Genomic DNA, 13,659 nt, shown 5'->3' with positions numbered 1-13,659 from the left:
AGCCGGGTGGCGCTTCGCTTACCCGGCCTACGGTGTCCAGTTTTCGTAGGCCGGGTAAGCGAAGCGCCACCCGGCACAACGGTATCACAGCTTATCGAGCAGCTTTTTCACATCCTTCCCGGTCTGCGAATCTTTATTCCGATCCGCCCAGCTGTTCAGTCGACGTTTGGCTTCATCCTGCAGATGCTTACGCAGGATCTGATCCACCTGCAGGCTGTAATTCAGTGCCTGCCATTTGCCATAAACGTTCAGCGGGATCGGCGTCTCTTTCAGGAAGTCGATGAGCTTACCCTGGCCCTGCCAGCCGGAGAGCACCCGGACGTTAAAGTGCGTATCCGCCGTCTCTTTTACCAGATCCAGCGAGCCCTCTCCCGTCAGCGACAGCATGGAAGAGGTTCCCTGCATGTCGGCCAGCGTCAGCTGTCCGTTATCCAGCGTCAGGTCCGTGGAGAAGCTGTCGAGGCGCGTGGCGCTGTCGTAGTTCTCCTGCGCTTTCACATCGCTGCTGCGCTCCACCGCCTGCTGGACCAGCTGCTGGAAGTTAAGCCCTTCCATACGGGAGTCTTTTAAATCAATGTGCGCTTGTCCCTGCCAGTCGCGGCGGAAAGCATCGGCATCAATTTTGGTGCCCGAGAAGTCACCGGCCAGCGTCAACTGCCCTGTCAGAGCGATCGGATAGTTAAACGCTTTCAGGATGGTGCCGATCTCAACGTTGTCGAGACGCGGCTGAAACTCGGCGCTGCCGACGTCTTTGCGGACATCCAGCGTACCGGGCAGTGAGAGGTGCCCAGCGCCCATCTTGCCGCTCAGTTCGGAGATCACCAGCAAGCCATTATGGTTGAACATCTGGCTGCTCACGTCGGTAAAATCCATGCCACGCCAGCGCAGGCTATTGGCTTTCAGCAGAATATCCGCCGTGAATCCGCGCAGGGCGTTGTAGTCAGGTTGATCAAGATTCGACGAGATAACCGGACGAGAGACCGGCATCTGGCTTTGCCCCGTTTGCGCGGCATCGCTGTCCGTTGCGCTTGCGGGCGGCGGTGGCAGTAAGTTTTCCAGATTGAGCTTGTCGAACTGCAGATTGAGCACCCACTTCGGTTTCTCTTCGAGCGTAACGCTCGCCTGCCCTTTCAGGCTACTGTCATTCGCCTGCAGGCTGAGATTATCCAGCTCAATCTGTTTTTGTTCTTCGCGCCACACGGCCTGCAACGTCCCCTGCCCGGTAATTCCCTGAGCAGGAAGATCGGCCCCCGTGAGCTGCCAGTTCAGCTGCTGGATGTCGGCCGTGAGCTGATGCGGATAGTCAGACGCATTGACGCTGGCATTCAGCGACAGGGTGAGATCGCGCTGATCGCGGTTCACGCGCCCGCTAAATTCCACGGCGGCAAGATGATTATCATCCTGTTCCATCTGCAGATTAATGTTGCGAACGGTAACCTGCTCTTCGTCCTCATGCTGGAAAACCAGCACGCTGTCGGCGACTTTCAGTTTGCCAATATCAAAAGACCAGCCGGTATCAGACGGCTCATCAGGCAGGGTATTTTCATGCGGTGCCACCGGCGCATTCGCATCACGCACGGCTTCGGTTTGCGGGGTGAGCTGAATCACCGCGCCTTTCAGCATCACCTGTTTAACCTGCAGCTGATGGGAAATAAGCGGGATCAGCGACACATCAAGGCGCATGTTGTCTGCGGAAACCAGCGGCTGGGAGGCCCCCGGCGCCGTGAGCGACATGCGGCCAGAGAGAATGCTGAGCTGCGGCCAGACGTGCCAGCGCAGCGGTCCATCAAGTTTCAGTTGATAACCACTGCGAGCCTCGACCTGCCGCACCATGTACGCGCGGAAATCATTAGGGTTAACCAGCAGAACCAACGCCGAAAGGCCAGCAACCAGCACCACCAGCAAAATCATCAGCGTTGTCAGAACTCTTCTCATGGCATCCTCAATGGACTCGCGTTCAGTCTTTATCAATACGGCTGGCGACCGCGCCCTGCTGGTCGCGGTACTTTGCGTCCTGACGACGGTTATAAGGACGATCGGCCGGGCCCGTCAGCGGTTCAAAGCTTAACGCACCGATCATCATGCCGGGACGCAGCGCCAGAGGCAGTTTACCGGCATTGAAGAACTCCAGCACGATACGCCCTGACCAGCCGGGATCGATACGGTGCGCGGTCACGTGCACCATCAGCCCCAGTCGCGCCAGGGAAGAACGGCCATCAAGCCAGCCGACCAGGTCCGCAGGCAGGGTAACGGATTCATACGTCACCGCCAGCGCCAGTTCACCCGGATGCAGATAAAAGGCCTCACCTTCGTCAATAACGATTTCGTCACTCATCACGCGATCGAGCGCGGCGCTCACTTCGTCCTTCGGCCCGCTAAGGTCAATGAACGGCGCGGTATGGCCGCTAAAGGTGCGGAATTTATTCCCCAACCGTACATCAACGGTCACCCCATTGATACGCTCCACGGGTGGACGTGGGGTAATAGACAAACGGCCTTCATCCAGCCAGGCTTCAATATCGCGATCACAAAGACGCATGGCACTCTCTCCTTTCATGCATCGTACCCTGAGGCAATAAGCACTCAGGGTAAAACCAGGTTATCTCTGAACGGTACACAATTCGCGCGGCTTATTCAAAAAACTGGCTGATTTTCGCTTTTAAGATATCAATCGCTATGCGGTTTTTGCCCCCGCGCGGCACGATGATATCGGCGTATTGTTTGGAGGGTTCAATAAATTGCAGGAACATCGGGCGGACCGTTTTCTGGTATTGCGCCATCACGGAATCCATCGAACGGCCACGTTCATTGACGTCACGCTTGATGCGGCGCATCAGGCAGATATCCAGGGGGGTATCAACGAAAATGGAGAAGTTCATGGATTCCCGCAGGCGGGCGTCGGTCAGCAGCAGGATGCCTTCCAGGATAATGACCTTTTTCGGTTCAATGCGGATCGTTTCCTGAGTGCGGGTGTGTTCGACATAACTGTAAACGGGCAGCTCGATCGCCTGGCCGCTCTTAAGCGCTTCTAAATGCTGGAACAGCAAGCTGTGGTCCATGGCATTGGGGTGGTCATAGTTGGTTTTGACGCGCTCTTCCATCGACAGATGGGATTGATCTTTGTAATAGCTGTCTTCGGGAATGACGCCGATATGCTCATCACCTACTTGTTCACGCAGTTCGCGGTAAAGCGTACTGGCAATAAGACTTTTACCTGAAGCCGATGCGCCGGCGATACCTATAATGACGCACTGATGAGACTTATCAGTCATAAATTTAGCGACCTGATTAACCTGGATGTTAAGGAAGGACGACGCCGGAGCGTCAAACGCGGCAATTATAGGGATTTCGCCGGCGTGATACCAGTCGAATGCACAGGTTCTGCGAGACTGCCCGAAAAGTGACGCATTACGCCCTGAGTGAAATTTAAATGAACGTTTTTTCAGCGTTTAACCGTTTTTTTTCACAGAGCTTCTATTTAATAAGTCTGTGGTGTCAAATTCTGAACAGTCACCATATGAATTGTAAATTGTTTGTACTAGCATAAACCAAATTATCAAATTCACGCATTCGGACATCTTCCCTGACGGCATGGCGTCTCTGGATAAAGCGGTAATGAATAAACAATACCAGCGGGTTTTGGTTACCACCCCACATCCTTTATTACGACTTGTCTGTCTGGGCCTGGTCACCTTTATCTTTACCTTGTTTTCGCTGGAGCTCACCCGCTTCGGTACCCTGCTGGCCCCACTCTGGTTTCCCACTGCCATCATGATGGTGGCGTTTTACCGTCATGCCGGAAAAATGTGGCCAGGAATTGCGCTGGCCTGTTCGTTTGGCAATATTCTGGCCTCATGGATGCTGTTTTCCTGGGGATCGGTAAGCCTGATCTACCCCACCGTCAACGTGATTGAGGCCGTTATCGGCGCGTTGTTCCTGCGCAAATGGCTCCCATGGTACAACCCGCTGCAGAATCTGAATGACTGGATCCGCGTAGCCATTGGCAGCGCGCTGGTGCCGCCGCTGGTGGGCGGCGTTCTGGTGACTCTGCTGGCACCCGGTGCTGAGCCCGTGCGCAATTTCTTTGTGTGGGTGTTGTCCGAAGCCATCGGCGCGCTGGCGCTGGTGCCGCTGGGCCTGTTATTTAAACCCCATTATCTGCTGCGCCACCGTGACCCGCGACTGCTGCTGGAGACGCTGACCACGCTGGCCATAACATTAGCCCTCAGTTGGGCGGCCATCACCTGGCTTCCGTGGCCCTTTACCTGTGTGATCGTTCTGCTGATGTGGAGCGCCGTGCGCCTGCCGCGGATGGAGGCGTTCATGGTGTTTCTGGTCACCGTGATGGTCGTGTCGCTGATGATTGCCCGTAACCCTCTGGCGCTCACCACCCAGCATGCCGGGCCGATGCTGAACGCGCCGTGGCTGCCGTTCCTGATGCTGCTCCTGCCTGCCAACGTGATGACCATGGTGATGTATGCCTTCCGCGCCGAACGCAAGCACATCACCGAAAGCGAAGCGCGTTTTCGTAATGCGATGGAGTATTCCGCCATCGGTATGGCGCTGGTCAGCATTGAGGGCAAATGGTTGCAGGCCAACAAAGCGCTGTGCAACTTCCTCGGTTACAGCCAGACGGAGCTGCAGTCGCTGACCTTTCAGCAGCTGACCTGGCCGGAAGATCTCGATACCGACCTGGAGCAGCTGGAACAGCTGGTCAACGGCGAGATCAATACCTACACCCTCGAGAAGCGTTACTACACCCGTAACGGAGAGGTGGTCTGGGCGCTTCTTGCCGTCTCCGTCGTGCGTCATACCGACGGTTCACCGCTCTATTTTATCGCCCAGATTGAAGATATTAACGACCTGAAGCAGACCGAATGGGTCAATAAACGTCTGATGGAGCGCATTACGCTGGCTAACGAAGCGGGCGGAATTGGCATCTGGGAGTGGGATCTGGAGCCAGACATTATTAGCTGGGATAAGCGGATGTTTGAGCTGTATGAAATTCCGCCGCACATCAAACCCACCTGGCAGCTCTGGCACGACACAATGCTGCCGGAAGATCGCGCCCATGCAGAGAAGGTTCTGCGAGACTCCCTTATCTCCCGTCTGCCGTTTAAGCTGGAATTTCGCATTCGCGTGAAGGAAGGCGTGCGCCATATTCGCTCTCTGGCGAACCGGGTGCTGAATAAACAGGGCGAAGTCGAACGACTGCTCGGCATCAACATGGACATGACCGAGGTGAAGCAGCTTAACGAGGCCCTCTTCCAGGAAAAAGAGCGCCTGCATATTACCCTCGACTCCATCGGTGAAGCGGTGCTGTGTACCGATATCAACATGAACGTCACCTTTATGAACCCGGTCGCCGAGAAAATGAGCGGCTGGCTGCAAACCGAGGCGATAGGCCAGCCGATCCTGAAGGTGTTGCACATCACCTTTGGGGAACAAGGGCCGCCGATGGAGAATATTCACAGCGGCGATATGTCCCGTTCCGATATCGATCAGGATGTGGTGCTGAACTGCCGTACCGGCGGAAGCTTCGATATTCATTACAGTATTACGCCGCTCAGCACGCTGGACGGACAGAGTATTGGCTCCGTGATCGTCATTCAGGACGTGACCGAGTCGCGCAAAATGCTGCGTCAGCTGAGCTACAGCGCTTCCCACGATGCCCTGACCCACCTGGCAAACCGGGTCAGCTTCGAAAACCATCTCAAACGCCTCCTGCAGACCGTGCGCGAGACGCGCCAGCGGCATGCGCTGGTGTTTATCGATCTCGATCGCTTTAAAGCGGTCAACGATACGGCTGGCCATGCCGCCGGCGATGCCCTGCTGCGGGAACTCTCTTCCTTAATGCTGACCATGCTCCGCTCCACTGACGTACTGGCCCGTCTGGGCGGGGATGAGTTCGGGTTACTGTTACCCGACTGCAACATTGAAAGCGCACGCTATATTGCCGGTCGCCTGATTCAGACGATCAATGACTATCACTTTATGTGGGAAGGACGCCTGCACCGGATCGGCGCCAGCGCGGGTATCACGCTGATTGATGAAAATAACCATCAGGCGTCAGAGGTCATGTCGCAGGCGGATATTGCCTGCTATGCCTCGAAAAACGGCGGGCGTGGCAGGGTGACGGTTTACGAACCCCAGCAGGAGCGGGACCACAGCACGCGCAGCATGATGTCGCTTGATGAGCAGTGGCACATGATTAAAGACAACCATCTGATGATGATTGCCCGCAGCGTCGCCTCCCCGCGCATCCCGGAAAGCAGCAACTTCTGGCTGATTTCGTTACGCCTGTGGACCAGCCAGGGTGAAGTTCAGGAAGAGCATGCCTTCCGATCGGGCCTGGCGGAGCCAGAGCTGTTGCACGCCCTCGACAGACGGATTTTTAGCGAGTTCTTCCGCACCTCCGCCGCTCAGATCGCCAGTAAAGGGATGGGTGTCGCACTGCCGCTGTCTGAGGCCGGTTTAGCCAGCGTGACGCTGGTTGATGAACTGCTCGACCTGCTGGATAAAAGCCCTATGCCGGGTCGCCTGCTGCATCTGGTCATCTCTGCCGATGTGGTCTGTAACCCGAATAAAAACCTGGAGCAGGGTCTGCAGAAGCTTCGCGAGGCAGGCTGTCGCGTGATCTTCAGCCAGGTGGGACGCGACATGAACGTCTTCACGCACCTGAGCGCAAATATGGCCGACTATCTGCTGCTGGACGCCGAAGTGGTGAGCAACGTATATGGCAATCTGATGGATGAAATGATGGTCACCATCATCCAGGGTCATGCCCAGCGTCTGGGCATGAAGACCATCGCGGGTCCCTGCAATCAGCCGATTATGATGGATACGCTCTCCGGCATCGGCATTGATTTTATCTATGGTGACACCATCGCCGAGCCGCAGCCGCTGGATCTACTTCTCAATACCAGCTACTTCGCCATCAACTGACGGTGCCCAGCCGTCGGTATACCAGATGTGCAGCAGCGCGTACGAGCGCCACGGCTGCCAGCGCTCGGCATAACGCCGAATTTGCGCGGGCGTCATCCCGGCAAAGCGTTGCTTAATCAAATAATCATCCGGCAGAAACACATCTTTTGCCTGCCAGCCGCGCAGGGCCAGATAATTTGCCGTCCAGCGGCCAATTCCCGGCCGCTGCTGTAACGCTTTCATCCCCGCCTCAATGTTCGCGGGCGGGAACAGCGGAAACGTCCCGTCAATGACCGACTGCGCCAGATGAATCAGCGACTCCGCGCGCTTTACCGGCATGCCCAGCGCTTTCAGTGCCAGCGGGTCCGTGGACGCCAGCGCCTGCGGCGTGGGGAAGCAGAGATAGCCGGGGCAATCCGCCACGGGTTCCCCGCACAGCGCCACCACGCGTGATGCCAGCTTCGCCGCCATCGCCACACTCACCAGCTGCCCGAGGATAGCCCGGACGCCCTGCTCATACGCATCCATCGCCCCCGGCAAACGCAGGCCCGGCCGCGCGGCACCGAGATCGCCCAGCGTGTCTGCAATTTGCTGCGGGTTACAACTGAGATCGAACAGGCGGGCGATACGTTCAAGACAGGTCTGCGCCACCGGAATGAGACCCGGGCTCAACGTTACGGTCAGCGTAGAGGTGGCGAGGTCCGGCGTAACGCGAAAGACTCCCTGATGTCCTTCGCAGGCAAAACTGCGTTCATAGTAGTCGCAAGTGACGGTTTCAATGCCCGTCACCGCACGGGCGCCAAGAAAGCCAAACATCCATTGCCAGTCGTAAGGGGGAAGCCAGGTCAGGGTATACATCGTTGCTCCTTTTTTTATCTTATACCCTAAATAATTCAAGCTGCATGAAGGCGGCAAGAGAGTGAATCCCCAAGAGCATAGATAACTATGTGATTGGGGTGAACGAGCGCAGCCAACGCGCATGCAGCTTGAAGTATGACGGGTATATCAGCATAAACGGAAAGACCCTGTTTTGCCTTGCTTTCATATTCCTGTTGTCGCCGGACGGGCATTCCGCTAAAGTCTCGCCCCTTCTCACTGGCATGGGGATTTATCGTGTTTATTGGATTTGACTACGGTACGGCAAACTGCTCGGTTGCGATTATGCAAAACGGGCAACCACAGCTCCTGAAAATGGAAAAAGAGAGCACGCTGCTGCCGTCAATGCTCTGCGCACCCACCCGCGAAGCGGTCAGCGAATGGCTGTTCCGCCACCATCAGGTTCCGGCCACGGCGGCGGAAAGCCAGGCCTTGCTGCGCCGGGCGGTCAGTTTCAACCGTGAGGAAGATATTGACGTCACGCCATCCAGCGTGCAGTTTGGCCTTGCCTCGCTCGGGCACTACATTGAAGACCCGGAAGAGGTCTACTTCGTAAAATCACCGAAATCCTTCCTCGGCGCCAGCGGATTAAAGCCGCAGCAGGTGGCGATGTTTGAAGATCTGGTCTGCGCGATGATGCTGCACATCCGCAATCAGGCGCAGATGCAGGTTCCTGATGCGATTACCCAGGCGGTGATTGGCCGTCCGATCAACTTCCAGGGGCTGGGCGGTGATGAGGCCAACCAGCAGGCACAGGGGATCCTGGAGCGCGCCGCGCACCGCGCCGGCTTCCGCGACGTGGTGTTCCAGTACGAGCCGGTTGCGGCGGGGCTGGATTTTGAAGCCACGCTGTCGGAAGAGAAGCGTGTGCTGGTGGTCGATATCGGCGGCGGAACGACGGACTGCTCGCTGCTGCTGATGGGGCCGCAGTGGCATCATCGCCGTGACCGGGAAAACAGCCTGCTCGGGCACAGCGGCTGTCGCGTGGGCGGTAACGACCTCGATATCGCGCTGGCCTTTAAGAGCCTGATGCCGCTGCTGGGCATGGGCGGGCAAACGGAGAAAGGGATCGCCCTGCCGATCCTGCCCTGGTGGAACGCTATCGCCATCAACGACGTGCCTGCGCAGAGCGATTTTTACAGCACCGCGAATGGCCGCTTCCTGAACGACCTGGTGCGCGATGCCCAGGACGCCGAAAAAGTCGCCCTGCTGTATAAAGTGTGGCGTCAACGCCTCAGCTACCGCGTGGTACGTACCGCGGAAGAGAGCAAAATCGCCCTCTCCGATCGCCCGGAACATGCGGTCTCTCTGCCGTTTATCAGTGACGATCTGGCAACCGCCATCTCTCAGGAGGGGCTGGAGACGGCGCTCGCTCAACCGCTGCAGCGCATTCTGGAACAGGTGCAGCTGGCGCTGGATAACGGCAAAGAGAAGCCGGACGTGATCTACCTGACCGGAGGAAGCGCCCGTTCACCGCTGATTAAAAAAGCGCTGGCAGAGCAACTGCCAGGGATCCCGATTGCCGGTGGAGATGACTTTGGATCCGTCACGGCGGGTCTTGCGCGCTGGGCGCAGGTGATGTTTAGGTAGTGCCGTTGTGCCGGGTGGCGCTTCGCTTACCCGGCCTACACAACCCTCGAATGTAGGCCGGGTAAGCGAAGCGCCACCCGGCAACACAGACCACCACACTCAGACAATTCCCGACAGTCTTCCATATTTCCTCCATTTTTCCGCTGTGTTGCCTGACTAAACTAGTATCATTCCCCGAAGTATTCAGGATGAGAACGTATAACGATGAAAGGCAGTAACAAATCCCGCTGGGCAATCGCCGCTGGCATCATTGTGGTGGTCCTTGCCGCCGCCTGGTACTGGCACAGTCAATCCGCGAACTCCGCCGCACCCGCCGGTGCCACCAGCCAGCCACAGCGCCCGGCTGGCGGAGGACGTCACGGTATGCGTGGCGGCGCGCTGGCACCGGTCCAGGCGGCCACGGCGGTGAATAAAGCCGTTCCTCGCTATCTTACGGGACTCGGGACCATTACCGCCGCCAACACCGTGACGGTGCGCAGCCGCGTCGACGGCCAGCTGATGGCCATTCACTTCCAGGAAGGCCAGCAGGTCAAAGCTGGCGATCTGCTGGCGGAAATCGACCCGAGCCAGTTTAAGGTCGCCCTCGCCCAGGCGCAGGGGCAGCTCGCGAGAGACAAAGCCACCCTCGCCAACGCCCGGCGCGATTTAGCGCGCTACCAGCAGCTGGTGAAAACCAATCTGGTCTCCCGTCAGGAGCTGGACACGCAGCAGTCGCTGGTCAGCGAAACGCAGGGCACCATCAAGGCTGACGAAGCCGCGGTAGCCAGCGCGCAGCTGCAGCTGGACTGGAGCCGCATCACCGCGCCGATTGACGGCCGCGTCGGCCTGAAGCAGGTGGATATCGGCAATCAGATCTCAAGCGGGGATACCACCGGCATCGTGGTGATCACCCAAACCCACCCGATTGATTTAGTCTTTACCCTGCCGGAAAGCGATATTGCCACGGTAGTGCAGGCGCAAAAAGCCGGCAAAGGCCTGGTGGTTGAAGCCTGGGACCGCACCAATAAGCAGAAACTAAGCGAAGGGTCCCTGCTCAGTCTTGATAATCAGATCGACACCACCACCGGCACCATCAAGCTGAAGGCGCGCTTTAATAACCAGGACGATGCCCTCTTCCCGAACCAGTTCGTCAATGCGCGCATGCTGGTGGCGACCGAAGAGAACGCGGTGGTGATCCCCACCGCTGCGCTGCAGATGGGTAACGAAGGCAACTTCGTCTGGGTGCTCAACAGCGACAATAAAGTCAGCAAGCATCTGGTGAAAACCGGGATTCAGGACAGCCAGACGGTGGTGATTAGCGCGGGCCTTTCCGCAGGCGACCGCGTGGTCACCGACGGCATTGACCGTCTGACCGAAGGGGCCAAAGTGGAAGTGGTGGAACCGGCGAAACAGGGAGCGACCTCCTGATGCAGGTGATGCCGCCAGGCTCCACAGGTGGGCCGTCACGCCTGTTTATCCTCCGCCCTGTCGCCACCACGCTGCTGATGGTGGCGATCCTGCTCGCCGGGATTATCGGCTATCGCTTTCTGCCCGTCTCGGCGCTGCCCGAGGTGGACTATCCCACCATTCAGGTGGTGACACTTTATCCCGGCGCCAGCCCGGACGTGGTGACCTCCGCCATCACCGCCCCGCTGGAGCGCCAGTTCGGCCAAATGTCGGGATTAAAGCAGATGTCCTCCCAGAGTTCCGGGGGCGCATCCGTCGTGACGCTGCAGTTCCAGCTTACGCTGTCGCTGGACGTTGCCGAGCAGGAGGTTCAGGCCGCGATTAACGCCGCCACCAACCTGCTGCCGTCGGACCTGCCTAACCCGCCGGTCTACAGCAAAGTGAACCCGGCTGATCCGCCGATCATGACCCGTGCCGTCACCTCCTCCGCCCTGCCGATGACCCAGGTCGAAGACATGGTCGAAACCCGCGTGGCGCAGAAAATTTCTCAGGTCTCCGGCGTCGGGCTCGTCACACTGGCGGGGGGACAGCGCCCGGCGGTGCGCGTTAAGCTGAACGCGCAGGCGATTGCCGCGCTGGGGCTGACCAGCGAAACCATCCGCAGCGCCATCAGCAATGCCAACGTCAACTCGGCGAAAGGCTCGCTGGACGGCCCAACCCGCGCCGTGACGCTCTCTGCCAACGACCAGATGCAGTCCGCCGATGAATACCGTCAGCTGATCATCGCGTACCAGAACGGTGCCCCGGTGCGTCTGGGCGATGTGGCGACCGTGGAACAAGGCGCGGAGAACAGCTGGCTGGGGGCGTGGGCCAACAAACAGCAGGCGATTGTGATGAACGTGCAGCGCCAGCCTGGGGCGAACATCATCGAAACTGCCGACAGCATCCGCGCGATGCTGCCGCAGCTGATTGAAAGCCTGCCGAAATCGGTCAGTGTGAAGGTGCTTTCCGACCGCACCACAAACATTCGCGCCTCGGTCACCGACACCCAGTTTGAGCTGATGCTGGCGATTGCGCTGGTGGTGATGATTATCTATCTGTTCCTGCGTAACGTTCCGGCAACCATTATTCCCGCCGTCGCCGTCCCCCTCTCGCTGGTGGGCACATTTGCCGTCATGGTGTTCCTTGATTTTTCGATCAATAACCTGACGCTAATGGCGCTAACCATCGCCACCGGGTTCGTGGTGGACGATGCCATCGTCGTTATCGAGAACATCTCGCGCTATATCGAGAAAGGTGAAAAACCGCTGGCCGCCGCGCTGAAAGGCGCAGGCGAAATCGGCTTTACCATTATCTCGCTCACCTTCTCGCTGATTGCGGTGCTGATCCCGCTGCTGTTTATGGGCGATATCGTCGGGCGTCTGTTCCGCGAGTTTGCCGTGACGCTGGCGGTCGCCATTCTGATCTCGGCCGTGGTGTCACTGACCCTGACGCCGATGATGTGCGCCCGCATGCTGAGCCACGAATCACTGCGCAAGCAAAACCGTTTCTCCCGCGCCTCCGAGCGCATGTTCGAGCGGATTATTGCCGCCTACGGTCGCGTGCTGGCGAAAGTCCTCAACCATCCATGGGCCACCCTCGGCGTGGCACTGGGAACCCTGGCGCTCAGCGTGATGCTGTGGATTTTCATTCCGAAAGGCTTCTTCCCGATCCAGGACAACGGCATTATTCAGGGCACGCTGCAGGCCCCGCAGTCGATCTCCTTCGCCAACATGGCCCAGCGCCAGCAGCAAGTGTCTGACATCATCATGAAGGATCCGGCCGTGGAAAGCCTGACCGCCTACGTGGGGGTGGATGGCACTAATCCGTCGTTGAACAGCGCGCGTCTGCAGATCAACCTCAAGCCGCTGGATGAGCGTGACGATCGCGTCAACGCCGTGATTGAACGGCTGCAAAGCGCCGTCGCCCGCGTGCCGGGCGTGGAGCTTTACCTGCAGCCGATTCAGGATTTGACCATCGATACCCAGGTCAGCCGCACGCAGTACCAGTTCACGCTGCAGGCCACCTCACTGGACGCGCTCAGCACCTGGGTGCCGCAGCTGGTGGATAAGCTTAACACCCTGCCGCAGCTCTCCGACGTCAGCAGCGACTGGCAGGACAAAGGGCTGGCGGCGTATGTAAACGTCAACCGCGACGCCGCCAGCCGTCTGGGCATCACCATGGCGGATGTGGATAACGCCCTGTATAACGCGTTCGGGCAGCGTCTGATCTCCACCATCTACACCCAGGCAAACCAGTATCGCGTGGTGCTGGAGCACAACACGGATAACACCCCGGGCCTGGCGGGGCTGGACTCGGTGCGCCTGACCAGCAAAGACGGCGGGATTGTGCCGCTGAGCGCGATTGCGACGGTGGAAGAACGCTACACCCCGCTGTCGGTTAACCATCTGGATCAGTTCCCGTCCACCACCCTCTCCTTCAACGTGCCGGACAATTATTCACTCGGCGAAGCGGTGGAGGCCATTCAGGCGGCGGAAAAAGCGGTAAGCTTCCCGGCTGAAATACAGACCCAGTTCCAGGGCAGCACGCTGGCGTTCCAGGCCGCGCTGGGCAACACCATCTGGCTGATCGTCGCCGCCGTGGTGGCGATGTATATCGTGCTCGGCGTGCTGTACGAAAGCTTTATTCACCCAATCACCATCCTCTCCACCCTGCCGACGGCGGGCGTGGGGGCGCTGCTGGCCTTAATGCTGGCGGGGAGCGAGCTGGACGTGATTGCCATCATCGGCATCATCCTGCTTATCGGGATCGTAAAGAAAAACGCCATCATGATGATCGACTTCGCTCTGGCCGCCGAGCGCGAGCAGGGCATGTCGCCGCGTG

At 58.4% G+C, this 13,659-nt stretch carries 8 protein-coding genes; 4 read left to right on the top strand and 4 right to left on the bottom strand.

Translation table 11 applies throughout. The features are described from left to right. Positions 1-84: 84 nt before the first annotated feature. The 3 genes from asmA to udk all read right to left on the bottom strand — a co-directional run bounded on the left by asmA (position 85) and on the right by udk (position 3,272). On the bottom strand, positions 85-1,935 hold the full coding sequence (gene asmA / locus LDK53_RS05130) for an outer membrane assembly protein AsmA (protein WP_155031462.1): 1,851 nt from the start codon (positions 1,933-1,935) through the stop codon (positions 85-87). Positions 1,936-1,957: 22 nt separating this feature from the next. Next, positions 1,958-2,539 (bottom strand): dCTP deaminase, encoded by a 582-nt coding sequence (dcd, locus tag LDK53_RS05125; RefSeq protein WP_020883257.1) that lies wholly within the window; start codon positions 2,537-2,539, stop codon positions 1,958-1,960. 91 nt (positions 2,540-2,630) lie between these two features. Continuing rightward, positions 2,631-3,272: a uridine kinase gene (udk, locus tag LDK53_RS05120; RefSeq protein WP_008500855.1), complete on the bottom strand. Its 642-nt coding sequence runs from the start codon at positions 3,270-3,272 to the stop codon at positions 2,631-2,633. Positions 3,273-3,615: 343 nt separating this feature from the next. Here udk and LDK53_RS05115 point away from each other — a divergent pair, with 343 nt between their 5' ends. After that, a complete protein-coding gene (locus LDK53_RS05115) occupies positions 3,616-6,945 on the top strand; it encodes a diguanylate cyclase (protein WP_225284792.1) in 3,330 nt (1,109 codons plus the stop codon). Here LDK53_RS05115 and alkA read toward each other — a convergent pair. Further along, positions 6,910-7,782 carry a DNA-3-methyladenine glycosylase 2 gene (alkA, locus tag LDK53_RS05110; RefSeq protein WP_225284788.1) on the bottom strand — a complete coding sequence of 291 codons (873 nt, stop codon included), beginning with the start codon at positions 7,780-7,782 and terminating at the stop codon, positions 6,910-6,912. The two genes, LDK53_RS05115 and alkA, sit on opposite strands and share 36 nt — an antisense overlap. 255 nt (positions 7,783-8,037) lie before the next feature. Here alkA and yegD point away from each other — a divergent pair, with 255 nt between their 5' ends. From yegD to LDK53_RS05095, 3 genes are all read left to right on the top strand, one after another. Beyond that, entirely contained in the window at positions 8,038-9,390 is a 1,353-nt protein-coding gene (gene yegD / locus LDK53_RS05105) for a molecular chaperone (RefSeq protein WP_045285615.1), read from the top strand. A gap of 204 nt (positions 9,391-9,594) precedes the next feature. Continuing rightward, positions 9,595-10,797 carry an MdtA/MuxA family multidrug efflux RND transporter periplasmic adaptor subunit gene (locus LDK53_RS05100; protein WP_045285614.1) on the top strand — a complete coding sequence of 401 codons (1,203 nt, stop codon included), beginning with the start codon at positions 9,595-9,597 and terminating at the stop codon, positions 10,795-10,797. Then, a partial coding sequence (locus tag LDK53_RS05095) for an MdtB/MuxB family multidrug efflux RND transporter permease subunit (RefSeq protein WP_225284785.1) occupies positions 10,797-13,659 on the top strand: 2,863 nt, incomplete at its 3' end. The genes LDK53_RS05100 and LDK53_RS05095, both read left to right, overlap by 1 nt.

This window comes from Enterobacter sp. K16B (assembly GCF_020216105.1).
In the GTDB taxonomy this organism is placed as follows: Bacteria; Pseudomonadota; Gammaproteobacteria; order Enterobacterales; family Enterobacteriaceae; genus Enterobacter; species Enterobacter sichuanensis.
The sequence above is the reverse complement of the archived record's forward strand: the minus strand, read 5'-3'. Positions and strand labels throughout refer to the sequence as shown.

Excerpts from the sequence above, each read along its gene's own strand:
- LDK53_RS05100 (WP_045285614.1), top strand. The coding sequence starts at position 9,595 with ATGAAAGGCAGTAACAAATCCCGCTGGGCAATCGCCGCTGGCATCATT.
- alkA (WP_225284788.1), bottom strand. The coding sequence starts at position 7,782 with ATGTATACCCTGACCTGGCTTCCCCCTTACGACTGGCAATGGATGTTT.
- dcd (WP_020883257.1), bottom strand. The coding sequence starts at position 2,539 with ATGCGTCTTTGTGATCGCGATATTGAAGCCTGGCTGGATGAAGGCCGT.
- asmA (WP_155031462.1), bottom strand. The coding sequence starts at position 1,935 with ATGAGAAGAGTTCTGACAACGCTGATGATTTTGCTGGTGGTGCTGGTT.
- LDK53_RS05115 (WP_225284792.1), top strand. The coding sequence starts at position 3,616 with ATGAATAAACAATACCAGCGGGTTTTGGTTACCACCCCACATCCTTTA.
- udk (WP_008500855.1), bottom strand. The coding sequence starts at position 3,272 with ATGACTGATAAGTCTCATCAGTGCGTCATTATAGGTATCGCCGGCGCA.